Origin of the sequence: Exiguobacterium aurantiacum (assembly GCF_001766415.1) — a bacterium.
Lineage (GTDB): Bacteria > Bacillota > Bacilli > Exiguobacteriales > Exiguobacteriaceae > Exiguobacterium > Exiguobacterium aurantiacum_A.
The window spans coordinates 133340-156998 of the sequence record NZ_MKXO01000005.1 but is presented as its reverse complement, the minus strand read 5'-3'; the positions used below and the strand labels follow the sequence as shown (position 1 = coordinate 156998).

24 protein-coding genes are annotated in these 23659 nt (G+C 52.0%); 11 read left to right on the top strand and 13 right to left on the bottom strand.

The genetic code is table 11. The features are described 5' to 3' along the window. Nucleotides 1-18 precede the first annotated feature (18 nt). Nucleotides 19-1389 (top strand): o-succinylbenzoate--CoA ligase, encoded by a 1371-nt coding sequence (menE, locus tag BJU60_RS11090; RefSeq protein ID WP_070328924.1) that lies wholly within the window; start codon nt 19-21, stop codon nt 1387-1389. Further along, nucleotides 1373-2440, top strand: coding sequence for an o-succinylbenzoate synthase (gene menC / locus BJU60_RS11085; protein WP_070328923.1), 1068 nt, complete (start codon nt 1373-1375; stop codon nt 2438-2440). Before menE ends, menC begins: the two co-directional genes overlap by 17 nt. A 41-nt stretch (nt 2441-2481) precedes the next feature. On the opposite strand, the gene map is transcribed toward menC, so the two are convergent. The 5 genes from map to BJU60_RS11060 all read right to left on the bottom strand — a co-directional run bounded on the left by map (nt 2482) and on the right by BJU60_RS11060 (nt 7377). Further along, nucleotides 2482-3237: a type I methionyl aminopeptidase gene (gene map, locus BJU60_RS11080; RefSeq protein ID WP_070328922.1), complete on the bottom strand. Its 756-nt coding sequence runs from the start codon at nt 3235-3237 to the stop codon at nt 2482-2484. 11 nt (nt 3238-3248) lie between these two features. Continuing rightward, nucleotides 3249-4412 carry an EAL-associated domain-containing protein gene (locus BJU60_RS11075; RefSeq protein ID WP_251138939.1) on the bottom strand — a complete coding sequence of 388 codons (1164 nt, stop codon included), beginning with the start codon at nt 4410-4412 and terminating at the stop codon, nt 3249-3251. A gap of 67 nt (nt 4413-4479) precedes the next feature. Then, nucleotides 4480-4731, bottom strand: a complete 252-nt coding sequence (locus BJU60_RS11070) for a hypothetical protein (RefSeq protein WP_070328920.1) — start codon at nt 4729-4731, stop codon at nt 4480-4482. Nucleotides 4732-4833: 102 nt separating this feature from the next. Next, on the bottom strand, nt 4834-6363 hold the full coding sequence (locus BJU60_RS11065; protein ID WP_070328919.1) for a DEAD/DEAH box helicase: 1530 nt from the start codon (nt 6361-6363) through the stop codon (nt 4834-4836). 162 nt (nt 6364-6525) lie between these two features. After that, nucleotides 6526-7377, bottom strand: coding sequence for a CvfB family protein (locus tag BJU60_RS11060; RefSeq protein WP_070328918.1), 852 nt, complete (start codon nt 7375-7377; stop codon nt 6526-6528). A gap of 567 nt (nt 7378-7944) precedes the next feature. On the opposite strand from BJU60_RS11060, the gene BJU60_RS11055 reads away from it, so the two are divergent. The 4 genes from BJU60_RS11055 to BJU60_RS11040 all read left to right on the top strand — a co-directional run bounded on the left by BJU60_RS11055 (nt 7945) and on the right by BJU60_RS11040 (nt 11207). Then, nucleotides 7945-8187 (top strand): hypothetical protein, encoded by a 243-nt coding sequence (locus BJU60_RS11055; protein WP_070328917.1) that lies wholly within the window; start codon nt 7945-7947, stop codon nt 8185-8187. Nucleotides 8188-8271: 84 nt separating this feature from the next. Continuing rightward, a complete protein-coding gene (locus tag BJU60_RS11050; protein WP_016508370.1) occupies nt 8272-8532 on the top strand; it encodes a hypothetical protein in 261 nt (86 codons plus the stop codon). A gap of 87 nt (nt 8533-8619) precedes the next feature. Beyond that, nucleotides 8620-9321, top strand: coding sequence for a lysophospholipid acyltransferase family protein (locus BJU60_RS11045; protein ID WP_070328916.1), 702 nt, complete (start codon nt 8620-8622; stop codon nt 9319-9321). Beyond that, entirely contained in the window at nt 9318-11207 is a 1890-nt protein-coding gene (locus BJU60_RS11040; RefSeq protein WP_070328915.1) for an ABC-F family ATP-binding cassette domain-containing protein, read from the top strand. Before BJU60_RS11045 ends, BJU60_RS11040 begins: the two co-directional genes overlap by 4 nt. A gap of 18 nt (nt 11208-11225) precedes the next feature. On the opposite strand, the gene BJU60_RS11035 is transcribed toward BJU60_RS11040, so the two are convergent. From BJU60_RS11035 to BJU60_RS11010, 6 genes are all read right to left on the bottom strand, one after another. Then, nucleotides 11226-11771: a GNAT family N-acetyltransferase gene (locus BJU60_RS11035; RefSeq protein WP_070328914.1), complete on the bottom strand. Its 546-nt coding sequence runs from the start codon at nt 11769-11771 to the stop codon at nt 11226-11228. 22 nt (nt 11772-11793) lie between these two features. Beyond that, nucleotides 11794-12426: a response regulator gene (locus BJU60_RS11030; RefSeq protein ID WP_070328913.1), complete on the bottom strand. Its 633-nt coding sequence runs from the start codon at nt 12424-12426 to the stop codon at nt 11794-11796. Next, entirely contained in the window at nt 12423-13451 is a 1029-nt protein-coding gene (locus BJU60_RS11025; RefSeq protein ID WP_016508424.1) for a sensor histidine kinase, read from the bottom strand. Before BJU60_RS11025 ends, BJU60_RS11030 begins: the two co-directional genes overlap by 4 nt. Beyond that, a complete protein-coding gene (liaF, locus tag BJU60_RS11020) occupies nt 13448-14140 on the bottom strand; it encodes a cell wall-active antibiotics response protein LiaF (protein ID WP_070328912.1) in 693 nt (230 codons plus the stop codon). Before liaF ends, BJU60_RS11025 begins: the two co-directional genes overlap by 4 nt. Before the next feature lie 86 nt (nt 14141-14226). Beyond that, complete coding sequence (locus BJU60_RS11015) at nt 14227-14883, bottom strand: PspA/IM30 family protein (RefSeq protein ID WP_070328911.1); 657 nt, start codon at nt 14881-14883, stop codon at nt 14227-14229. Nucleotides 14884-14906: 23 nt separating this feature from the next. Further along, entirely contained in the window at nt 14907-15290 is a 384-nt protein-coding gene (locus BJU60_RS11010; RefSeq protein WP_016508398.1) for a hypothetical protein, read from the bottom strand. 244 nt (nt 15291-15534) lie between these two features. Between BJU60_RS11010 and rsgA the strand changes: the two genes are divergently transcribed. After that, entirely contained in the window at nt 15535-16503 is a 969-nt protein-coding gene (gene rsgA / locus BJU60_RS11005) for a ribosome small subunit-dependent GTPase A (RefSeq protein ID WP_254281693.1), read from the top strand. A gap of 207 nt (nt 16504-16710) precedes the next feature. After that, nucleotides 16711-17937, top strand: a complete 1227-nt coding sequence (locus BJU60_RS11000) for an NAD(P)-dependent malic enzyme (protein WP_070328910.1) — start codon at nt 16711-16713, stop codon at nt 17935-17937. Between the two features lie 40 nt (nt 17938-17977). Here the strand turns inward: BJU60_RS11000 and pflA are convergent, their stop codons facing one another. Together pflA and pflB are read right to left on the bottom strand one after the other, a co-directional pair. Then, entirely contained in the window at nt 17978-18694 is a 717-nt protein-coding gene (gene pflA / locus BJU60_RS10995) for a pyruvate formate-lyase-activating protein (RefSeq protein ID WP_070328909.1), read from the bottom strand. A gap of 56 nt (nt 18695-18750) precedes the next feature. Next, nucleotides 18751-20997 carry a formate C-acetyltransferase gene (gene pflB, locus BJU60_RS10990; RefSeq protein WP_070328908.1) on the bottom strand — a complete coding sequence of 749 codons (2247 nt, stop codon included), beginning with the start codon at nt 20995-20997 and terminating at the stop codon, nt 18751-18753. A gap of 360 nt (nt 20998-21357) precedes the next feature. On the opposite strand from pflB, the gene BJU60_RS10985 reads away from it, so the two are divergent. Genes BJU60_RS10985 through BJU60_RS10975 form a run of 3 tightly spaced genes read left to right on the top strand, consistent with a single transcriptional unit; the run spans nt 21358 to nt 23639 of the window. After that, nucleotides 21358-21780 carry a hypothetical protein gene (locus tag BJU60_RS10985; protein ID WP_070328907.1) on the top strand — a complete coding sequence of 141 codons (423 nt, stop codon included), beginning with the start codon at nt 21358-21360 and terminating at the stop codon, nt 21778-21780. A gap of 54 nt (nt 21781-21834) precedes the next feature. Further along, nucleotides 21835-23001, top strand: a complete 1167-nt coding sequence (locus BJU60_RS10980) for a DEAD/DEAH box helicase (protein ID WP_070328906.1) — start codon at nt 21835-21837, stop codon at nt 22999-23001. Continuing rightward, complete coding sequence (locus BJU60_RS10975; protein WP_070328905.1) at nt 22998-23639, top strand: hypothetical protein; 642 nt, start codon at nt 22998-23000, stop codon at nt 23637-23639. The genes BJU60_RS10980 and BJU60_RS10975 overlap by 4 nt, the downstream gene beginning before the upstream one ends. Nucleotides 23640-23659 lie beyond the last annotated feature (20 nt).

The following is a 23659-nucleotide window of genomic DNA, read 5'->3' as shown; positions in this document are numbered from 1 at the left end:
TTTTTGGAGGTAATTGTAATGGATTATGATTTGAAGCAACATCCTGTCGACACGATCGCCCTCGTCACCGCAACGGAACGTCTGACGTGGGGCGAATTGATCGATGAGAGCTCGCGCTTGGCACACTTTTTAGGCCGGACCGTTCCAGATGCTCGTCACATCGGACTGTATGCGTCAAATAGTAAAGACTATGTCGTCGCAGTCCACGCCGTCCATTTGCTCGGAAAAGTACTCGTCCCGTTGAATACACGGCTGACCACAAGCGAACTCGCGATGCAACTCGACAAGGCCCACATCGACATCTTACTCGTCGATCAGGAAATCGACCTCAACGTCCCTCAAATCGACGTGAGCGTACGCGATCAAGAGCCATTGCGCCGACATCATCGCTGGGGGCGTGACGAGGTCATATCGCTCATGTTTACGTCCGGCACGACCGGACACGCCAAAGCGGTGCAACAGACGTACGGAAATCATCGCGCGAGCGCCGAGGCCGCAAAAAAACATCTCGGATACGAGCCGACCGACCGCATGCTCGTCGTCACACCGCTGTTCCACATGAGCGGACTCGCTCAAGTGTACCGCTGCGCCCTGTTCGGCTCAGCATTATACGTTGAACCGAAGTTCGACGTCTTGCGTACGATCCAATTGATCGCGTCCGAACGGATCACCCATCTTTCCCTCGTCGCCATCATGCTCGGGCGACTGCTCGACGCAGGATTGACAAGTCACCATCTCCGCGTCATCCTCGTCGGAGGCGGACCGGTGCCACGGCCGTTGCTCGAAGAAGCAGACCGCCGCCACTTGCCGATCGCGCAGACGTACGGGATGACGGAAACTTGCTCCCAAGTCGCGACGTTGTTGCCGTCCGAAGCACTGGACCATATCGGTTCAAGCGGTCAAGCGATCGCACCGACCCGCATCCGTATCAGTCGCGATGGTGAGATCGAAGTCAATGGCCCGACCGTCACGCCCGGCTATTATAACGAATCGGAAGCGAACGCTTGGACCGAGGACAGGTACTGGCGAACCGGCGACCTCGGAACGATCCAAGACGGCTATTTATATGTTTTCGATCGCCGGAGCGACTTGATCATCTCGGGCGGAGAAAACATCTATCCCGCGGAGATCGAGAGCGTCCTGTTGCGATGCCCCGGTATCGAGGACGCAGGTGTCACCGGGAAGCCTGACCCGACATGGGGCGCCGTCCCGATCGCCTATATCGTCGGAACGTACGACCCTCACGAACTTACGCAAATTTTAAACGACCACCTCGCTAAGTATAAGCACCCGAAGGCGTTGATCACGGTCACTCAGCTCCCACGAAACGCCAACGGAAAATTGATGAGGCACCGCTTAAAGGAGACCGATTATGATTCAACGAGCTGACCTTTACATCGTCCCACTTACGTTCAAACATCCACTTGTAACAGCCCATGCCGTTTTGACGACGAGACGGACGGTCATTCTCCGTCTCGAAACGACCGATGGAGCAGTCGGATACGGGGAAGGTGTCGCCTTTGAGACGCCGTGGTACACGTCGGAGACGGTCCGCTCGACCGTCGACACGTCTGAACTGATCTATCGATTGTTGAACGGGCAGACGGTCAGCGCGACCACATTTCCAGACCATGTCCGTTCGATTATCGGGCACCCGATGGCAAAAGCGATGTGGGAGAGTGCACTCTGGGAAATCGAGGCCGCCCGTGCTGGCGTGACGCTAAAACAACTTTTGCAAGCCGGACATCACGTCGCTTGCGGGCGGACGATTGGGATCGGCTTGCTCACCCAAACGTTGAACGCGATCGAACAGGCGCTCGATTCCGGGTTCGAACGGATCAAGTTGAAAGCTTCGCCTCATGAGCTATTGACGGCGCTCGCGGAAGTGCGGACTTTTTTCCCGGACGCTCCGCTCATGATCGACTTGAACGGCAGTGCGCACGAGCAGCCGCTCGACTGGTTCGAACAACTCGACGCCCATCGCCTCTTGATGATCGAACAGCCTTATCCGAGCGACTGCTGGGTCGAATCGGCCGACCTGCAAACAAAACTCAAGACGCCCATTTGTCTTGACGAGTCCATCACCTCACGACAAGACGTCGAGACGATGAATCGGCTTCGGGCCGGACGCATCGTCAATATCAAACCCGCCCGCGTCGGGGGATTGACCGAGGCGCTCGCAATCCGTGACAGCGGTACTCCGTATTGGGTCGGCGGTATGTACGAATCATCGATCGGCCGTTATCATACGCTCTTATTCGCCTCGTTGACGGGTGCCGCCTATCCGGCCGACATGGCCGGAACGAGCGCCTATTTTGAGACTGACCTGCTCGATACGCCGCTCGAAGTCGAAAACGGTCAACTCTCGATCCCTGACGTCGTCACTCCGGATTGGAAAAAGATTCATCAGTTAAGCGAACAAATCATCCAATTAACGTAAACAAGGATACAGACCGCGGTCTGTATCCTTGTTTGATTGCGTCATTCTTCTCGGAACGTGCCAGTCAACACTTCATAGCCGTCCTCGGTCACGATGACCGTGTGCTCAAACTGCGAGACGGGGCTGTCGTTCGGTGTGAACAACGCCCAGCCATCCTCTTCTGACTGGTAGACGATCTCGTCTTTCGTCGAGACGAACGTCTCGACTGCGATGACTTGACCGACTTTCAAGATGTCATTCTCTTCCCGGCTATAATAGTTGGAGATCGTCTCCGGTTCGCCGTGGAGCGTGCGGCCGAGTCCATGACCTGCCAAGTTTCGAATGACGGTGAAGCCATTTTTGCGGACATCCGCGTAAATCGCTTTTCCGATCTGGTTCACTTTCGTACCGGCCTTCACTTTGCTGAGACCTGCTTCGAGCGACGTGAGCGAGACCTCGACTAAGCGGACATGCTCTGGCGATTTCGGTGTGCCGGCGATCACCGTTCGTCCCGTGTCTGCATAATAGCCATCTTTCACGGCAGACACATCGACATTGACGATGTCCCCGTCTTTAATGACTTCTTTACCTGGAATTCCGTGGGCAGCCACTTCATTGATGGAGATACACGTATAGCCCGGAAACTCATACATCGTAATCGGCGCCGAGGCCGCTCCTTCTTCTTTAAGAATACGTTGCCCGATCGCATCGAGCTCTTTCGTCGTCATCCCTGGCGTGACGGCCCGTGCCATCTCATCCCTTGCCCGGGCGACGATTCTCCCAATCTCACGCAACGCATCATAATCGTAATCAAACATCATAATCCCTCTCAATCTAATAATCGGTTTTGGTATAAGTACTCTTCTGATAAATCGGCGAACAAAAACATGCCGTCCGGTAACGGGTAGCTGAACGTACGTGTCACTTCGTTGGAGCTGAAGTCGCGATAGTCTTCCGACAAATAGCCCCGCCCACGAACACTCATCGCCGCCATCGTCCGGATAAAGTACGGTCGAAAACTCCAGTTATAGCCTCGGTATGTGTTATCGACTTTCCAAACGTGTTGCTCTTGGTAGACGTTCGCACTCGTCTGGAAGCCCGTTTGATCGGTCAAGTAGTAGCGGACGAGCATCCCTTCTAATTTAGGGGCGATATGGAGCAGCCATTCATCCTTCTTATCCCGTGACCATTTCCCGGTTTGGACGAGCTCCGCGACTTTTCCGTGAAGTTCGAATTCTAGCTCATACAACCGCTTCAATCGCTCTTGGTCGTGCAGGAAGAACGCTGGAACTTCTTGCGTGAGCACACTCATTCCTTTTGCTTCACGCGGCGGGAAATCCTCTTGACGACCTAACAAGCCGCCCATGTAGTAACTCCCACCGTGCTGCCAGGCGTAACGCAACTGACCGAGATGATCGATTGACTTATAAAGCAGCGGGGCCCCGAGTTTCGAAGCGATGTATTCCATCGTCTGGAGCATTTGGGGGTAAGTCACCGACAACGTCTTCTTCTCGACCATCGTTGCTAAATCGACAAGCAACAACTCCGGTGCAATCGTCATGATGTCCTCGATACTCGTCGACTCCGCGAAGTCGAGCGCGACTCTCACACCAGAAGATCGATAATATTGGACGACACGGGACAGACGAGACACATCGACGAGCTCGGTCCCTTGAAGTGTCACAAATATCCGGTGGAGCGGGAAGTTCAATTCCCGTAACGGTGCTAAAAATGCTTCGCCCCCTTCTTCAAGGATCCATTCCGACCGGCAGCGGAACGTGACGAACTGCTTTTCGTCACGCAACGCTTCGGCGGCCAACCGTTCCATCCGCTTGGCGATGTCGAGTTGATACTCGACAGGTACGTCGTCATCATAAAAGAACGGGGTGAGCGACTCGCCCCTGAAATGGCCGTGTACCATGTAGCCTTCCACTTGAAACGTGGCCGCCCCGAAAATCGGTTCATACGTCACTTCGACTTCATTTGGATTCATCATCACATCCACTGCATCCAATTGGATCACCTCATCCTCATTTTCGAAACAAGAAAGCGAGCCGGTTTCAGCTCGCTCGTGTATGCACATACATATAGGCACCGAAACAAGCAATAAAATACACGATACTCATCACACCGTATCCGATTCCCATCTTCCCGCCGACGCCGATGGCCATGACTAACCAAATCATCGCGCCAAACAAAAGTGTGGCGACCGGAATATATCGGAAATTCAGACGTACTGTCCGCATAACAATCGGCTTCAATGCTAGGATGCACGCCAATAATATGACGAGACCTAAACCTAGTTCTACCATCCGTTGACACCTCATCCTTCAATCTCTACTCGTTCAGTGTAGCATGAGATAAATAAAAAAACCGCAAATCCACTTAAGGAAATGCGGTTTTCGTTTTATCGATTAGTCACGCGGACGACGTGGGCCACGGTCTTCTGATGAGCGACGACGATCGTCAGTCCCACCAGTGCGTTTTCCACGGTATCCACCGCCACCGCTACGTTCGCCTGAGCGTCCGCCACGGTCTCCGCCGCCAGTGCGACGGTCTCCGCCGCCACTGCGTGCGCCGCCACGGTATCCACCGCGGTCGTTGCGTCCACCTTGACGTTTCACACGGACTGGTTCTGCGTAAGAGATTTCAACAGGTGTTGAATCTGGCTCTTTCGTCAAACCACGAAGTGCTGCTGCGAGAAGCTCGACTGCTTCGTACTCTTCAAGGAGCTCAGTCGCAAGTTGCGTGTAAGCTTTGAAGTCGCCCGCTTGAACGCGTTCGATCAAATCTTCAGCTGATTGCTTTTGGTTTCCTTCAAGTACTTCTGCGATCGTCGGTACGTGACGACGGTTCATTTTCTTGTTCGTCACACGTTCGATTGACTTCACTTGACCGAATTCACGTGGCGTGATGAACGTAAGGGCAGTACCTGTTTTACCAGCACGGCCTGTACGTCCGATACGGTGCACGTAGCTTTCCGGATCTTGTGGGACGTCAAAGTTGTATACGTGTGTGACACCTGTGATATCAAGTCCACGCGCCGCTACATCTGTTGCGACCAAGATGTCGATCGTGCCGTTTTTGAAACGACGGATGACTTGGTCACGTTTTGATTGCGTCAAGTCACCGTGAAGGCCATCAGCCGTGTAACCACGTTTGATGAGTGCTTCTGTAACTTCGTCAACACGTTTCTTCGTACGAGCGAAGATGATGCTGAGTTCTGGTGAGTCGATGTCGATCAAACGGCAAAGTGTATCGAATTTTTGACCTTCGCGCAATTCGAGGAACTGTTGGTTGATGTTTTCAACTGTCATTTCCTTCGATTTTACTTTGATGATCGTTGGCGACTTCATGAAGCGCTCAGCGATCTTCTTGATTTGTGGTGGCATTGTCGCTGAGAAGAGAAGCGTTTGACGTTCAGCCGGAAGGCCTTTCAAAATCATCTCGATATCTTCAACGAAGCCCATGTTGAGCATTTCATCCGCCTCATCCAAGATCACTGTTTGGATCTCGTCGAGTTTGATCGTCTTGCGTTTCATGTGGTCCATGAGACGTCCAGGTGTCGCAACGACGATTTGCGGATTCTTTTTCAAGCCGCGGATTTGGCGGTCGATTTGCTGACCACCGTATACAGGAAGTGCGTATACACGCTTCGTTTCCCCGATTTTGTTTAACTCTTCTGCAACTTGAATCGCAAGTTCACGTGTCGGTGCAAGAACAAGTGCTTGGACTTGACGCGCCTTTGTGTCGATTCGCTCAATTGTCGGAATACCGAAAGCTGCTGTTTTCCCTGTACCTGTTTGTGCTTGGCCTAATACATCCGCTCCTGTAAGTGCGATTGGGATTGTTTCAGCTTGGATCGGTGTCGCTTCCTCGAAGCCCATTTTGAGTACACCTTTTACTAATGCTTCACTTAACTGTAAATCTTGAAATTTTGTCAAATTATATTCTCCTTTGTTCATGCAAAAAACGTCTGAGGTTAGTTCTGCAGACGTTCTTTAAATGTTTCCTCGTAGTCAACTCTTATTACTATACCGCATTTGTTTCTAAAATGAAAGAAATACATTCTAAAACTTTTTTTAGCCACCTGGACATGAGTAATCTTATTTCAATTTATACCCGTTGTCGAGTTTTTCAACTTGCTTTTCTTTCAAGAGCTTCCCGAGCGCCCGTTTGAAGGCCGCCTTGCTCATGCCAAACTCACGGTCGATCACGTCTGGGGCTGTCTTGTCGCCGTAAGGCATTTCACCACCGCGTTCTTCGATGTAAGAACGAATGCTTTCCGCATCCGGGTCGATCGCTTCATACGCTCGCGGTTTCATCGATACAAGAACGGTACCGTCTTGCTTCACTTGCGTCACACGTACTGCTAACTGTTCGCCGAGACGCGGCCACCGCGTCATCTCTGCTTCATGTAAGAAACCGAGTGATTCATTCTCGACCCAGACGTTGACACCGACGTCACGTTTGTTGACGACGATCGCTTGAACGTCTTGATTGCCCCACTCTTCTTTGGCGGGACGGGCGAGCAAGTTCAAATACGCATAATGAGCCGGTTCTCCGAGAAGACGGCCTTTTTGATCGTATTTGAGACGGACGCATAGCTTATCGCCTTCTTTCGGCCAATATGTCCGGTTTTCAGGAAGGTCGTCGAGCGAGACGAGCACATCCTTTTGAATGCCGATGTTGACGAACACGCCCGTATTGTAGCGAACGCCTGTCACCTCGAACCATTCATATTCTTCAAACGATACGTTCGGAATCGTCATCGTCGAAGCGAGACGGCCTTCCGAGTCGTGATAAAGGAAGACACGCACCGTTTGACCGACTGTGACTTCTTCTGTTTGTTCTTTCCGATGAAGTAATACCTCTTCACGGCCGTTCCCAATAAATACGCCAAAATCGGCTGAACGTTCCGCAACTAGATCGACTACATCTCCTGCACGTAATACCATTCTATACACATCCTTTTTCATCTTATTACTGTCAGTATACCTACCTACACACGTTCTTAATCATATCACGTTCCTTTTCCTGCTTCGGGTCAATTGTGTCCAATTTGTGAACGAGACAATGAACCACCCAACCGTCAAGCTTCTAAATCGACCGAGTATCAGCCGGAATTTTGTGACAATTTTGTGAACAATGTTTTTCCATCTAGTATCCACTTTTTGAAAACGTTATTATTAAAGGAGTGTTGTTTATAAATCAGGTTTCAGCAATGTCCGAACGGGGGAAATAAAATGTTTGATGTTCAATCTCGCTCATTTGCGAAACGCTTCATGAAGGGCCTTTTGATTGCATTCTTCGCTCTTCTCGCTTCGCTGAGTTTCATATTCTCAAACGGTGTCGATACGAACGTGTCGTCTTCCGTCACGATGGTTCAAGAGTAAGCGCCCTCTCGCTCGTCAGAAGGCGTTTTTTTGTTTTGTTCGACAAAAAAAGGAATTTTTTGCTCACTTGTCGAACGAGAAATACGTTCGGTTTTTTCAATTGAATCATCTGGGAAGGGAGAGTCACTCATGCTATTTTATTTTCTCACCACGATTCTTTCAGTCGTCGGTTTGTCCGTCTCGCTCCAAACCGGTTTTTTCAAAGATCCGATCGGCACATTCTTGTTCGCGGCGCTGCTCGCCATGGGTCTATCTTCATTTAAACAGCTTATCGCACAAATGAACGTGCTCCTGAAAGAAAGGCGCAATCAAAAGCGCATCGATCGCATCGTCGCTCGCATGCACTCCAGTTCACGCAAACGCTCTACATAACGCTCGTGTTCCCCCGCCACTTTTGGTATTCTATTCTAGATAGAAGAGCACAACGGACTTGGACCGTAGGAGGCACAAACACGAATGAATGAAATCCCTTTATCGAACGAATGGCTGTTACGCTATTCACCCGTCATGGAGCTGTGGCTGAAAGAAGACGGCATTTTGCTCGTCGATGACGACAATCGAATCCGCCTCACCTTAGAAATTGGCAGTGATCACGTGATGCAGTTTAAGAGCATCGAGCAAGACGGTGCCTACTTTGTCGTTGACCCGGTGAATAAACGAATTACGTTCGAACTCGAGGAAGAAGAAGAGGAAACCGATTCTCGCTTCTGGGAATAAAGATTCATGTCTAAGAGTCAGATTCTCTGTGTGAGAAGAAGACTCTTTCTTGCTGTTTGGCTCTATTTTGAAAAGGAGATTGATACTATGTTACGCACCGCCATTTGGTTTTTCTCGTTCTTCGCCGTCTTGCCCGTCTTGCTTCCGTTTTATCCGAAAGCAAAACGACTCGACGTACCGGCACGATACGATTACGTTCAAAAAATCGCCTACAACTGGGCCAGCTTCTTATTGAAAGTGGCCGGAGCCCGAGTCCGTGTGCACGGACAAGAACATATTCCGAACGAACCGGTCGTCTACGTCGCTAACCACCAAGGAAACTTCGACATCCCGATCATGATCACGGCGACGAACCATCCGAAAGCGTTCATCTCAAAAATCGAAGTCAAAAAAATTCCGATGATCGCGGGTTGGATGGAATTGATGGGTTGTATCTTTATCGATCGCAGTGACCGCCGCCAATCCGTCAAAGCGATCCGCGCCGGTGTCGAGACGATCCAATCCGGACAGTCCATCATCATCTTCCCGGAAGGCACTCGTTCAAAAGGCGGGCCGATGAAAGAGTTTAAAGCCGGCAGCCTGACGCTCGCCACGTCGAGCGGAGCAAAAATCGTTCCGGTGGCGATCAACGGCAGCTATCACCTGCTCGAAATGAAAAACCGGATTAGACCAGGTATCGTCGATGTGACGTTTTTACCTGCCATCGACCCGGCTGACGTCTCGAATAAAGAATTGACAGCGAAAGTAGAAGCGATGATTCGCCAAGTCGTTGAAGGAGGTTCCAAATGAGTTTATTAACAATCGAAGGCATCCGTAAAGAGTTCGCCGATAAAGTCTTGTTTGACGACGTCACGATGACGATTCATCCCGGTAACCGGATTGGCGTCATCGGCGTCAACGGTTCTGGGAAATCGACGTTCTTAAAAATCATTGCCGGCGTCGAAACAGCAGACAAAGGCACGATGCAACATCCGAACGACTATCGGATTCGTTATTTGACGCAAACCGTTGATTTCGCTCCCGGTCAGACCATTTTAGACGCCTTGTTCACGAGCAACACTCCATCTGTGTTGGCGTTAAAACAATACGAGCTCGCTCGCCAAGCACTCGAGGCGAACCCATCGAGCGAGCAATGGCTCGAACGTTTCATGAAAGCACAGCAAGCGGTCGATGCCGCTGATGCTTGGGAAACGGAAGCGAAGCTGAAGTCGATCTTGAATCGGCTCGGGTTACCTGATGTGTCGGCCGAGATCAGCTCCCTCTCCGGGGGCCAACAAAAACGGGTCGCGCTCGCTGCGGCCTTGCTCGACGAAGCCGATTTGCTCTTACTCGACGAGCCGACGAACGAACTTGACGCCGATACGATCGCTTGGCTCGAGACGGTTCTCGCTGACTATCGAGGCGCGATCTTGCTCATCACCCACGACCGTTATTTCTTGAACCGGGTGACGAACCATATTCTCGAGATTGCCGACGGCACGTCTTACTTTTATGACGGGAACTATGAACTGTTTCTCGAGAAGCGAGCCGAACGCAAAGCCCGCTCCCAGTCGATGGAACAAAAGCGGCAAAACATCTTGCGACGCGAGCTCGCTTGGCTGCGCCGCGGTGCCAAAGCCCGGACGACGAAACAGAAAGCCCGGATTCAACGTGTCGAGGGCTTAAAGCAGCAAGAGGCACTCGCCGAAGACGATGCGCTCGACGTATCGGTCGGTTCACGCCGGCTCGGAAAAAAAGTCATCGAAGTCGAACAGTTGTCGTTCCAGTATGCGGACACGCCGCTCATTCACGATTTCAGCTGGCTGTTCGGACGCCGGGAACGGTACGGCATCGTTGGACCGAACGGGAGCGGCAAGACGACGCTCATGAACTTGCTCGCCGGTCGCATCGAACCGACGTCAGGCACGGTCGTCCACGGTGAGACGGTTCACATCGGTTACTACGGTCAACAAGTCGAATTTGACGATACGACGCGACGGGTCATCGACGAGATCGAACGGATCGCCCAAGTCATCTACACACCGGACGGCGAGACGATCACCGCCGGTCAAATGCTCGAGCGTTTCTTGTTCACACCGGACGCCCAATATAAACCGATCAGTAAACTTTCCGGTGGCGAGAAACGGCGCCTTGTGTTGTTGCGGATTTTGATGGATGAGCCGAACGTCTTGTTCTTAGATGAGCCGACGAACGATCTCGATACGGAAACGTTGTCGGTTTTAGAGGACTACTTAGAGTCGTTCCCAGGAACCGTCATCGCCGTCAGTCACGACCGTTACTTCCTTGACCGTATCGCCGAGCAACTGATCGCCTTCGAAGAGGGGACGATCAACGTCTACCACGCCGAATATAGCGACTATCTGGCCGAGCTTCAAGACGAGGCACGGCAACTTAAAAAAGAACCGAAAGACAAGAAAGAACGCGCCAAAGCCGACGTCGTCAAATTCACTTTTAAAGAACAAAAAGAGTGGGAGACGATCGAGGAAGAGATCGCTACAACCGAACAGAAAATCGAAGCTGCAGAAGCGCGACTCGCCGATGCCGGTAGCGATCTCGGAAAAGTGAACGATCTTTACGCTGAAATCAGTACCCTCAAGCAAACACTCGAAGAAAAAATGGAGCGCTGGGAGTACTTGTCTGAAATCGATGAACAAATTCAAGCTCAGAAAAAATAAAAAAAGACGGATCACAATTTAACATTGTGGTCCGTCTTTTTTCGCTATGTAGCCGTATACGTACACGTCGTATGTTTGATTGCCTTGGCGCATATAGTGGCGCAGCGTTCCTTCACGAATGAAACCATTGCGTTCTAACAGTTGCTGCGAAGGGATATTTTCAGGATAGACGATAGCCCCGACTCGCTCGATGTCTGCGGAACACGCAGCAAACGTCAATGCCGCCTGCAACGCCTCTGTCGCGTAGCCGTTCCGCCAATAACGCGGATGGATCTCATAACCGATCTCCGCACGTCGATGGCGCGGGGCGCGATTGTGGAATCCGATCGTCCCCATCAACTCGGGATGACCTTTCCTCATAATGCCCCAACGCATGATCGCCCCGTCGGCAATCCCTTCTAGCATCCCTAATAGCATTTGTTCCGTCTGTTCAAGCGATTGATGCGGCTCCATCCCATAATGGCGCAACACGTCGACGTTTGAAAAAATCGTGTGTAGCTGCTCGGCATCGGTCGGTTGTAACTGCCGTAACTGCAGTCGTTCCGTTTCAATCGTTGGAATCATCCCGTTTCCCCCGTCCGAGTGATTATTTGTCCACTAAATTATGTTGAAACGCATAGACGACCGCTTGCGTCCGGTCATAGACGTCAAGCTTCGTCAAAATGTTCGAGACGTGCGTCTTCACCGTCTTCAATGAAATATATAATTCATCGGCGATGACTTGGTTCGCCTTGCCTTCGGCCATCAGTTGCAAAATCTCGCGTTCCCGCGCCGTCAAACTTTCATGAAGGGTCGTCTCCGGATGCCGCAGACGTTCGAGCATCTTGCCGGTCACTTGTGCGGCCATGACCGGATTACCGGCTGCCGTCTGACGGATCGCGTCGGCGATTTCATTCGCATTTGCCGTCTTCAAGACGTAACTCATCGCACCGGCCTCGATGACCGGATACACTTTTTCATCGTCCAAAAAGCTCGTCACGACTAAGATTTTCGCATCTTTCCAGCTCGCTTTAATACGCTTCGTCGACTCGACTCCGTCCACAGGTTCCATCACGAGGTCCATCAAGACGACGTCCGGTTTTTCAGCGATGGCGAGTTCCGCTCCGGTCGCCCCGTCCGACGCTTCCCCGACTACTTCAATGTCCGGCTGTGTCGACAGAAATGCCGAGACACCGGCCCGGACCATTTCATGATCATCAATCAATACGACTCGAATCATTCTAACCCCTCCACTTGTTGTTTCACACGCACTTCGATTTGTGTACCGACTCCAGGCACGCTGACGAGACGTAACGTCCCGCCGACTTCGGCCGTTCTCTCTCTTATCGATTGTAAGCCATATGAGGCGACTTGTGTATCCTCGACATTAAAACCGATCCCGTCGTCATTTATTTTCAAGATGACCGTCTGTTGGACGGTCCGCATTTCAATTTCGAGCCGCTTCGCCTTGGCATGCCTGAGCGTATTGCTGATCGCTTCTTGAACGATGCGGAACAACTCATTTTCCGTATGGCGTGACAATTTCACTTCCTCGAGACGCCAGATGAGCTCGGTCGATTGTTTGCGGGACAGTTCTTCTAACAGACGTTCAATCCCCGTCTTCAAGGTCATCCCTTCTAACTCGACGGGACGAAGCTGCAACAAGAGCGAACGCATCTCGGCCTGGGCGGTCTGTGCCATGACTTCGACTTGACCGATCTGTTTAGCGGCGAGTTCCGGTTTCGATTCGATCGTCTGCTTGACCGCTGTCGTCATCATCGAGATCGCGTATAGCTGTTGACTGACCGAGTCGTGCAGCTCACGGGCGACACGACGACGTTCTTCGACGACCGCCTCGCTTCGTGCCTCTTCGACACTGACCGGCCGATCGCCGACCCGTTTGGCGACCTCGATCATCTCCGTACGTTGTTTGCTAATACGGACAATCCGTTCCAGCGTGTCGCGATACGGCGATAACGGCCGGAACGTGATCTCTTTTTGATTCTCGAGCTTCCATAGGGCAATCGCCACTTCACGGAAATCCCGGCGCAAGTAAAAGTAAGACCCAACTCCGAATATGCTGCCGATCAAAACGGCGATGACAACGATAGACACACCGAAAGGCAACCCTTCTTCACGTGTAAATAAATCTCGGAGTGAAGTCGAGTCACCTATTAGAAATGCAATCGTCACGAATAACGCCGTCAGTAGACTGCTGAATAACTGGTGCCAGACGACCGTCCTTGGGTAAGAATCTTTCTTCATACGGTCATCACCTCGACGCTTCCGCTCATGAGCACGATATGAATCCGGACTTTTCGCGTCGCCGCTTGGTACTCATCAGACGCCGTATAAAAACGGCGGTTGAACACCGGTGAATAATTCGATTCATCGACTTGGATCTTGCCGAAACCGATTGAGGCGTCGATCGAGTAATCGTAACCGGCCGGGATGAGGATACGGATATCCCCGGCGAGTCCGTTCAAGAGCAAGAACGTCTCCCCTTCCGGAATGATGGCGCGCGATAAATCCATCTCGACGTCGCGTAGCAAAAAGAATTCATTCGTGTCTTGCAAGACGTAATGGCCCGACTCTTTCGTCCCGAACGAAAACGCCTGTTCTTGACGAATGTGCGACCGGAACCGATTCGACTCAAGCGGTCGATTTTTATACAAACGGTACCCAAACATGAGCAATAATCCTGATAAGACGAACCCGAACGCGGCCGAAGAAAAGATGAGTCCGACGAGCATCACACCACCGATCCCGTAAAAAATATAACTGACCGGCTGATTTCCTTTCCGGCTGAAGCGACGCCCGATATAAAGCAATAAGAGCGGCACAATCATGCTGAAGAGGACGCTGTTCCCACCCGTCACGATGTCGATAAATAGTCCGATGGCAAATAAAATAATCATGAAGCCGATAATTTGGCGTGTGTTCCAACGTTCCACTCTGCTTCCCCCTCCCTAACGATATGTACAATGAAGCAAAGAAGCGATGGCCCGAAAATACTCTGGACCATCGCTGAACCAGTGCGTCAGTCTTGTTTAAAGCGACGCTCAAGTTCTTTTAATTTTGCTTCGAAATCATCTTCGTCCGCCGCGTCGGTTTTTTCTTCGGCCGCAGGTTCTTCCTTCGTTGCGTCTTTCTTCTCTTCTTCTGTGAACGGATGCGACTTCGATGTGTCCGCTCCGAAGATTTGATCGAGCGCACCTTTCAACAAATCAAGGTTCTCACGCATCGCGAACTCGTAACGTTTGTTTTGCATCTCGTCGAGTTTGAGGCGCATCTCGAGGGCACGGCGCTCAAGGGCGTCAAGTTCACGACCGCCTTCGTCTAGCAAGCCTTCGAAGTAGCGATACTGTTCACCGTAATGTTTTGACTCGAGAGCAGCGCGTTCAGCCAACTTTTCTTCGCCGGCTTGTTTCGCGAGCTCTGTCTGTTCGTAGCGCTTGTCAGCCATCAATTTGGCATCGTCACGCTTCGTCGCGAGTTCGCCGAGCAACGCCTTTTGACGCTCGACGAGACGTTCGACCGACAACGCCTCTTTTTCAGCACCGCGGATGTGGCGGTTCAATTCGGCTTCCCCACTCGAGCGTGGCGCCTCTTTATCTTGATACTTTTTCATTTCTTTTGAAAATTCTTTCGTCAACTCGTTAGCTAAATCACGAAACTGATCAAATGGTGTCTTCATCATAAAATCCTCCTTCTAAAAACTTAGCGACGGTTTACAAACTTTTGCCAGACTTGATCGAACGATTGGAAGCTGCTACGACTAGCACGCGACCCGTCCGCATTTAAAATCTCAACGTCCCGCTTTTGGTTGGCATACATCATATACCCTTTAAACAACATCCATGCCACCACAATTCCGATTAACGCCCAAATATTCGACAAAATCGTGATGATCCCGATCACGGCGAGTAAGCCGTAACCGATTTTTGCGCCGACATGCGTCACGGCCATGAATCTGACTCCAGCCCAAAGTGCTAAGAGCGCCCCCAAACCAAACATGATCATATTTGGTAAAAAGCCGATTAGGACGAGAACTAGAGAGATTGCCGCCACGATGAACAACACTTGCTTCACTTGGCGATTCATCTGTCATCCCTCCTCATTAAGTACACTCTTATCATAATACGCCATTTAAAAGATGGCGACGAGCGGAAGGCTTGTTTTCCCTCAGTCTGTAGACCGAGATGATAGCGTTATCAGAAAATGTGATACATTGAATGTATCGAACAATGAAAGGATGATGTTTTATGAGCACCTTACAAACAGCCGTATACACCTTGTCAGCCAACAGGAGGGCAGTTGTCCTCCACAACTAAAAGGAGGATTCGATTTGGATCACACAACAACGGGACGCGTCACGGCACAGTTCCAACATATGTACACGGTAACGACAGAGGACGCTGCTTTCACATGCGGGATATCGGGCAAATTTCGCCACGAGGCGATGAGCGAGCGCGACTATCCGGTCATCGGCGACTTCGTCGAGTTCACGGTTCGTGAGCACGGTCAAGGCACGGTTCGACGTCTCCTTGAACGACGGACTGTTCTTTCACGGACAGCCGCCGGCAACGAGACGCGCGAACAACTGATCTGCGCGAACGTCGACTATATTTTAATCACGATGGCGGTCGGTCACGACTTCAACCTGCGTCGGCTCGAGCGTTACTCGCTCGCCGCCTGGGAGACGGGGGCGATACCGCTTATCGTCTTAACGAAGGCTGATCAAGTAACTGATGTGGCCCCACTCGTTCAAGACATCCAACTGACGACGCCAGGCATTGACGTATTCTCGGTCAGCTCGATCACCGGCGACGGGGTCGAGGCATTGCGAACTGCACTGCCGAGCGGGAGCACGATCGTCCTCGTCGGTTCGTCCGGCGTCGGGAAATCGACGCTGACAAACGCGCTTGCCGGGAAAACACTCGCCGAGACGCAAGCCGTCCGCGAAAGCGACGAGCGCGGCAAGCATACGACGACGCACCGCGAACTGTTCCGCGTCGATGACCTCTTCATCATCGATACGCCCGGCATGCGTGAGTTCGGTCTTTGGGACGGCGCCGATCATCTCGACGACACGTTCAGCGATATCGAGGCGTTGTCGGAACGATGCCGGTTCCGTGACTGCTCGCATCAAGCCGAGCCCGGTTGTGCCGTCCGCGACGCGATTGCGACTGGCGCGCTCGATAAAAAACGGTATGCGAGTTACGTCAAACTCGAACGCGAGCTGCGTTACGCTGAAAAACGCCAAGCCGAAGCGGCACGACTAGCAGAAAAGAAACAGCGCAAGACGAGAGCATGAAACCAAAGGAGTTGCGGAATATCCGTGACTCTTTTGGTTTTCGTTTATGATTAGCACCAATTGTTAGGACCAATTCTACATATATGAACAATCGTTCAGAAATAATTGCGTCCATAGCAGGTAAAACGCTCGAAAGTAAGCGGTTTCTTCGATACAATGTAGTCGATTGTGACAGACAAAAAATCGTACGCACACAGGGAGAGAGTTATGAAAACATTGAACGAACGCGCACTCGAGATGCATGCTTTGCACCACGGTAAATTAGAAACGACGCCAAAAGTCGACGTCGACACGACAGAAGCGCTCAGCCTCGCCTACTCACCGGGCGTCGCCGAACCGTGCCGCCGCATCGCCGACAATAAAGAGCTGTCCTATGAATATACGTTGCGCGCCAACACGGTCGCCGTCGTCTCGGACGGAAGCGCCGTACTCGGGCTCGGCAACATCGGTCCGGAGGCGGCGCTGCCGGTCATGGAAGGCAAGGCCGTCCTGTTCAAAAGTTTCGCCGGGGTCGATGCGTTCCCGATTTGTTTAGACACACACAACGTCGATGAGATCGTGCGGACGGTCGAACTGCTCGCCCCGACGTTCGGCGCCGTCAACTTAGAAGACATCAAGGCACCCGAATGTTTTGAGATCGAGGCCCGGTTGAAGCAGACGCTCCCGATCCCGGTCTTCCATGACGATCAACACGGGACGGCCATCGTCGTCTTGGCCGGCCTCGTCAATGCACTCCGTTTAGTCGACAAAGCGATGCCTGAACTGCGTGTCGTCATGAACGGAGCCGGGGCCGCCGGAATCGCCATCGCCAAGCTGCTCAAGCGCTTCGGCGTAGAGGACCTCGTCATCTGTGATACGAAAGGTGCGATCTATGAAGGACGCGCCGACGGCATGAACCCGTTCAAAGACCAGATCGCCAAGGCGACGAACCGGAAGCTCCACGTCGGCACGCTCTCAGACGTGCTCGAGGGGGCCGACGTCTTCATCGGTGTCTCGGCCGCAGGTGCCGTCACCGAGGACATGGTCCGCTCGATGGCCGCAGATTCGATCATCTTCGCCCTCGCGAACCCAATTCCAGAGATTATGCCGGATCTCGCGACTTCCGCTGGTGCCCGCATCGTCGCGACCGGTCGCTCGGACTTCGCCAACCAAGTGAACAACGTCCTCGCCTTCCCCGGCATTTTCCGTGGGGCGCTCGACGTCCGGGCGTCAGAGATCAACGAAGAGATGAAAGAAGCGGCCGTCCATGCGATCGCCGACTTGTTGACAGAAGGAGATCTCGCGAACGGCATCGTTATCCCGAGCCCGTTCGACGAGCGGGTCGCACCGGCCGTCGCGATCGCCGTCGCGAAGACTGCTGTCGAGACCGGTGTCGCCAACCGTCCGCTCGACGAGGACGCCATTCGCCGCCACGTACGTGATAAGCGGCTATAACACGAAAAACTGCGCAGACCATAACGGTCTGCGCAGTTTTTTAGACTGTACCTTGTAAGATTCCTTCCGCCCACTCGACTTCTTCCGTCGTCGGTGGTTTGATGCCTTTTAACGGATAGTCGAGGCCGAGCGCCTCCCATTTATAGACGCCCATCTCGTGATACGGCAAGATTTCGACTTTCTCGACGTGGTCGAGTTTTTGAATGAACGCCGCCGTGCGCCGGAGCGCCCCTTCATCAAGCGTCCATTCCGGGACAAGGACGTGGCGAATCCACATTTTCGTTCCGCGCTCGGATAAGTGTTCAGCAAGCGCGAGCGTGTTGGCGTTGCTCCGTCCTGTCAGTTTCTTGCACATGTCGTCATCGATGTGTTTAATATCGAGCAAGACGAGGTCGGTGTGGTCTAAGATGGCGTCAAGGTTAGGGGGACGGAGTGCACCCGACGTATCGAGCGTCGTGTGGAGCCCGTGTTTTTTCGCTTCACGCAACAGCGCTTCTAAAAACTCTGGTTGCGCGAGCGGATCGCCCCCTGAAATTGTGATGCCGCCTTTTGATGCTTCCATGAACGGACGATAGCTGAGCGCTTCTTGAATGACGTCCTCGGCCGAACGATGGTTATTCTTTTTAAAATCCCACGTATCAGCGTTGTGGCAATACAAGCAGCGAAGCGCACAACCTTGCAAAAAGACGATAAAACGAATTCCCGGGCCGTCAACGGTTCCAAACGATTCGACCGAGTGTACATATCCCATTGTCATCGAGATGACCTCCTAACGAATGAGCGGCCTTCAAGCGAAGGCCGCCAAGCCTTTACTTATAATGAACCGTGGAACGTCCGGTTGATGACGTCGATCTGTTGCTCGCGTGTCAACTTGATGAAGTTGACGGCGTAACCTGATACGCGGATCGTGAGCTGCGGATACTCTTCTGGATGTTCCATGGCGTCGAGCAACGTCTCACGGTTGAAGACGTTGACGTTCAAGTGGTGACCTTTGTGCTCGCCACCCATATAGCCGTCAAGAAGTGCCGCCAAGTTAAGTTCACGTGCGACGTCTTCTTTACCGAGTGCTTTCGGTACGATCGAGAACGTGTATGAGATACCGTCTTGCGCGTGTTCGAACGGAAGTTTGGCGACTGACGAGAGCGACGCTGCCGCTCCTTTCGTATCGCGGCCGTGCATCGGGTTCGCACCCGGTGCGAACGGCTCACCAGCACGACGGCCGTCCGGTGTATTACCTGTTTTCTTGCCGTACACGACGTTCGACGTGATCGTCAAGACCGATTGCGTATGAAGCGCGTCGCGATACGTTTTGTGTTTCCGGACTTTTTCCATGAACGATTTCGTAAGTTCGACGGCGATCGCGTCGACACGGTCATCGTTGTTTCCGAATTTCGGGAAGTCGCCTTCTGTTTCAAAGTCGACAGCGATGCCGAATTCATTCCGGACCGGTTTGACCGTCGCATATTTGATTGCTGACAAGCTGTCCGCCGTCACCGAAAGGCCAGCGATACCACAAGCCATCGTCCGTAAGATTTCAGGGTCGTGGAGCGCCATTTCAATCCGTTCGTACGCATATTTATCATGCATGAAGTGAATGACGTTGAGTGTGTTGACGTAAAGCTCCGCGAGCCAGTCGAGCGTCCGGTCGAAGTCAGCGTACACTTTGTCGTACGTGAGGACGTCTTCTGTGTTCATGTCCCAAGCCGGAGCGATTTGTTCGCCGCTCTTCTCATCGCGTCCACCGTTCATGCTGTAGAGGAGTGCTTTCGCCATATTGGCACGGGCACCGAAGAACTGCATCTGTTTGCCGATTTTCATCGGTGACACACAGCAGGCGATGCCGTAATCGTCACCAAACTCTGGAAGCATGAGGTCGTCGTTCTCGTATTGGATCGCCGACGTCTCAATTGACATCTTCGCGCAATATTGTTTGAATCCTTCCGGTAATTTCGTCGACCAAAGCACCGTCAAGTTCGGTTCTGGTGCCGGGCCGAGGTTTGTGAGCGAGTGAAGGAAACGGAACGAGCTCTTCGTGACGTTCGAACGGCCATCCTCACTCATCCCACCGATTGATTCCGTGACCCACGTTGGATCTCCAGAGAACAATTCGTTATAGTCAGGCGTCCGCAAGAATTTGACGATGCGGAGTTTCATGATGAAGTGATCGACGATTTCTTGGACGTCTGACTCTGTCAAACGGCCCGCCGCCATGTCACGCTCAGCGTACACGTCAAGGAATGTCGATACGCGTCCGAGAGACATCGCCGCACCGTTTTGTTCTTTGACAGCTGCAAGGTAAGCGAGATATACCCATTGATAGGCTTCTTGCGTCGTTTCAGCCGGGCGACCGAGGTCGAATCCGTAAGCAGCGCCGAGTTGTTTCAATTCTTGAAGGGCACGAAGCTGTTCAGACATCTCTTCCCGCGTCCGAATGTCTGCTTCCGAGAGGAAACCGCCATTGTTTGCCAAATCTTTTTTACGCTCGGCAATCAAGAAATCTAAACCGTACAAGGCAACGCGACGGTAGTCACCGATGATCCGGCCACGTCCGTATGCGTCTGGGAGACCTGTGATGATCCCTGACTTACGTGCCGCCCGCATCTCTGGTGTGTAGGCATCGAAAACACCTTGGTTGTGTGTTTTACGAATGTCTGAATAGATTTTTGTGATTTCAGGATTTGGTTCGAAGCCGTATGACTCGAGCGCGGCGTCGACCATGCGAATGCCGCCGTTCGGATGAATCGAGCGTTTGAACGGTTCGTCCGTTTGGACACCGACGACTTTTTCAAGGTCTTTATTTAAGTACCCAGGTCCGTGTGAGATAATTGTCGACGGCGTGTTTTGATCGACATCCCAAACGCCCCCGCGTTCCCGTTCTTCTTTCGTCAATTCCATCACTTGTCCCCAAAGACGATTCGTCGCCTCTGTCGGTCCGACTAAGAAACGGTCATCCCCTGTATACTCGTGGCGGTTCAAGCGGATAAATTCACCGACATTCACTTCGTTCGTCCACTGTCCAGGAACAAATCCTGACCAGGCTGATTTAATTTCAGTTGCCATTATGGTCACTCCTCATAGTTGAGATAACTGCCTGATTCCTTATAATATGAGTGTACGTGAAAACGTGAACAATATGTTTTACATTCTTGTGAAAGTTGTAACAATCTCATGAACATTGGTGTTACGCCGTTTTTGTAAGCGCTATTTTATCTGTTATAGTAGTTTTTCAACTTACATAGAAACAGACGAATCCCTATCCGTTCACGTTCTTGTGAATCCTGTATTATCTTTAAGGAGTTGTGAAAAATCATACAGTTTTTGTAGTGACTTAACTCACAGGTTCGGGATAGAACTTGAATTTTTGCCTTATATCGAGCACAATGGAAGCAGAACATTGTAGAAGAGGAAGGGGTTCTTCCCATGACGTATGAACCATTAACAGCCGAGCATAACTTAAAAGCCGGTGACCGCATCTCCCTTAAAGTCGAAGAGGCTGGAGACAAGCGCGACGGATTTATCACAGAATTTGAAGAAAAAGGCTTTTGGATTCGCTTTGATGACGATATCGAGAATGAGGATTTCATCGATTTCCGTGACCATTTAATGGTCGCACTCGTGTCGCGCCCAATCGACGTCGCGACGACGTATCCAGAACTAAACGCCTATGCAAAATTGCTTAAGGAATTGGAATACCGCGTGTATCAAGGCTTCACGGTCGAAGGTGTCGAAGCCTCACCTGAGCACATCGACGTGCACATCAAACTAGTCGAGGACGGGCAAGTGTACACACAGACACTCCGTTCATCGATTGACCAAGACACTGAACATGTTCGCTATATTTGAACCAGGGAGCGCTTATGCTTCCTTTGTTTTTGCCCAACGATAAGGAGAACTGATATGAACTTTACAAAACCATTCATTAACGAAGCCTGGGAACGCCTTGGCTTTAACGAACCGATGCCGGTCCAAGCGGAAGCGTTCCCGCCCCTTTTAGAAGGAAAAGACGTCACGATCGAAGCACCGACAGGGACAGGTAAGACACTCGCTTATCTTTTACCCGCTATTGAAAAAATCGATGCCTCGAACGACCGGATCCAAGTCGTCATCGTCGCACCGACGCGCGAACTCGTCATGCAGATCCAAACGGTGGCGCAACGTTTCACCGAAAAAGGTGACGTCCGGATCGCCTCGTTCATCGGCGGCGTCGAACTGAAGCGCCAAATCGATCGCTTGAAGAAAAAACCGCATTTAATCGTCGGGACACCAGGACGTCTCGTTGAATTGATCGAGAAGAAAAAACTTAAACTGCACGAAACGCATACGATCGTGCTAGATGAAGCCGATCAAATCATCGACAGCGGATTGACGGAAGCGGCCGAGCGCATCATCAACCATACGGCGCACGAGCATCAAATCTCACTCGTTTCGGCGACGTTGACGGACACGCTTCAAGCCTGGGCTGCCCCGTTCTTGAAAGAACCGGTTCACGTGAAGGTCGAACGGACTGTCAGTGCTCAAGTGACGTACGGCTATATGTTGACGACACGTCGCTATAAGCCAGAATTGCTTCGTCGCCTGTCACACGTCGACGGTGTCAAAGTGCTCGCCTTCATCAACAACCGCTCGTTCTTACCGCCGCTCAAAGGTGAGCTCGATAAGATGAAAGTGAACTACCGTATGCTCGATAGCTTGAAAGGGAAACGTGCCCGCGTCGAGACGCTCCGCGAATTCCGTAAAGGCGAATATCCGCTCCTCATCACGACGGGTCTCGCAGCGCGCGGACTCGACATCGATGAAGTGACGCACGTCGTCCATTTCGATTTACCTGAATCGACCGATGACTTCATCCACCGCTCAGGACGGACCGCTCGCGGTAGCGCGGCCGGGACGGTCCTCTCGATCGTGACACCGGAAGATTTGACGCACTTGAAATCGTTCGCCCGCCAGCTCGGTGTCGAATTGAAAGAGCTTGAGATTTACCGTGGCGAAGTCATCGAGAAACGGATCGAAGACAAACCGCCGGTCGTCAAACGTCCTGCAGACAAGCGAGGACCACGGCGATGAAAAAAGACCGGAAAGTAATTCCCTTCCCTTTGCTCGTCGAAGAGTCCGAATTGCTGGCCGAACTGAAAAAGTTATACGAGCAAGCGGCACTCGCACGCAGCACGCAGTGGACGAACTATATCCAAGAGATCGCTTCGGAAGGCACGTGGCACTTGAAAGACGCCGAACTGTTCCGCGATTTGTTCATCGATTGGGCCGTCTTCTTTGAGACGGATGAGGACGGGATGACACCGCACGGCCGCTATTTGGCGGACCATAAAGCCGATATGTCACCCGCCCTTTATCACGCCTTGCGTGGTCTCGCCGTCCCCCGGTGCTCTGTGTTTGAAGTGACCGAGGACGGTCTCCGCGACTGGGAGACGAAAGAGACGTACAAGGTGATGCTTCCAGAAGTTCGTGAACCGGGCGACGTCATGCTCGGCAAGCTGCTCGATATCCGTGGCAGCTGGCGCTTCGGGTCGGCCTTCCTCGCACTTCCAGCGAAGATGGCTGGCAACGTAGCAGATCTGTACATCGACTTCATGGATGAGGTCGGTCCAGGTGCGTTCCTCGATCAATTCCCTGAGTTTTGCGCGGAACTGATCGATATGTTGCTTGATTTAGAAGAAGGGGTCATCATCCCGAAACCAACGAAATAACCGAGAGGCAGCCGCCTCTC

What these genes read in the sequence shown, in the direction of transcription:
- menE (WP_070328924.1), top strand. Translation starts at nt 19, where the DNA reads ATGGATTATGATTTGAAGCAACATCCTGTCGACACGATCGCCCTCGTC.
- menC (WP_070328923.1), top strand. Translation starts at nt 1,373, where the DNA reads ATGATTCAACGAGCTGACCTTTACATCGTCCCACTTACGTTCAAACAT.
- map (WP_070328922.1), bottom strand. Translation starts at nt 3,237, where the DNA reads ATGTTTGATTACGATTATGATGCGTTGCGTGAGATTGGGAGAATCGTC.
- BJU60_RS11075 (WP_251138939.1), bottom strand. Translation starts at nt 4,412, where the DNA reads ATGAATCCAAATGAAGTCGAAGTGACGTATGAACCGATTTTCGGGGCG.
- BJU60_RS11070 (WP_070328920.1), bottom strand. Translation starts at nt 4,731, where the DNA reads ATGGTAGAACTAGGTTTAGGTCTCGTCATATTATTGGCGTGCATCCTA.
- BJU60_RS11060 (WP_070328918.1), bottom strand. Translation starts at nt 7,377, where the DNA reads ATGGTATTACGTGCAGGAGATGTAGTCGATCTAGTTGCGGAACGTTCA.
- BJU60_RS11055 (WP_070328917.1), top strand. Translation starts at nt 7,945, where the DNA reads ATGCTATTTTATTTTCTCACCACGATTCTTTCAGTCGTCGGTTTGTCC.
- BJU60_RS11050 (WP_016508370.1), top strand. Translation starts at nt 8,272, where the DNA reads ATGAATGAAATCCCTTTATCGAACGAATGGCTGTTACGCTATTCACCC.
- BJU60_RS11045 (WP_070328916.1), top strand. Translation starts at nt 8,620, where the DNA reads ATGTTACGCACCGCCATTTGGTTTTTCTCGTTCTTCGCCGTCTTGCCC.
- BJU60_RS11040 (WP_070328915.1), top strand. Translation starts at nt 9,318, where the DNA reads ATGAGTTTATTAACAATCGAAGGCATCCGTAAAGAGTTCGCCGATAAA.
- BJU60_RS11035 (WP_070328914.1), bottom strand. Translation starts at nt 11,771, where the DNA reads ATGATTCCAACGATTGAAACGGAACGACTGCAGTTACGGCAGTTACAA.
- BJU60_RS11030 (WP_070328913.1), bottom strand. Translation starts at nt 12,426, where the DNA reads ATGATTCGAGTCGTATTGATTGATGATCATGAAATGGTCCGGGCCGGT.
- BJU60_RS11025 (WP_016508424.1), bottom strand. Translation starts at nt 13,451, where the DNA reads ATGAAGAAAGATTCTTACCCAAGGACGGTCGTCTGGCACCAGTTATTC.
- BJU60_RS11015 (WP_070328911.1), bottom strand. Translation starts at nt 14,883, where the DNA reads ATGAAGACACCATTTGATCAGTTTCGTGATTTAGCTAACGAGTTGACG.
- BJU60_RS11010 (WP_016508398.1), bottom strand. Translation starts at nt 15,290, where the DNA reads ATGAATCGCCAAGTGAAGCAAGTGTTGTTCATCGTGGCGGCAATCTCT.
- BJU60_RS11000 (WP_070328910.1), top strand. Translation starts at nt 16,711, where the DNA reads ATGAAAACATTGAACGAACGCGCACTCGAGATGCATGCTTTGCACCAC.
- pflA (WP_070328909.1), bottom strand. Translation starts at nt 18,694, where the DNA reads ATGACAATGGGATATGTACACTCGGTCGAATCGTTTGGAACCGTTGAC.
- pflB (WP_070328908.1), bottom strand. Translation starts at nt 20,997, where the DNA reads ATGGCAACTGAAATTAAATCAGCCTGGTCAGGATTTGTTCCTGGACAG.
- BJU60_RS10985 (WP_070328907.1), top strand. Translation starts at nt 21,358, where the DNA reads ATGACGTATGAACCATTAACAGCCGAGCATAACTTAAAAGCCGGTGAC.
- BJU60_RS10980 (WP_070328906.1), top strand. Translation starts at nt 21,835, where the DNA reads ATGAACTTTACAAAACCATTCATTAACGAAGCCTGGGAACGCCTTGGC.
- BJU60_RS10975 (WP_070328905.1), top strand. Translation starts at nt 22,998, where the DNA reads ATGAAAAAAGACCGGAAAGTAATTCCCTTCCCTTTGCTCGTCGAAGAG.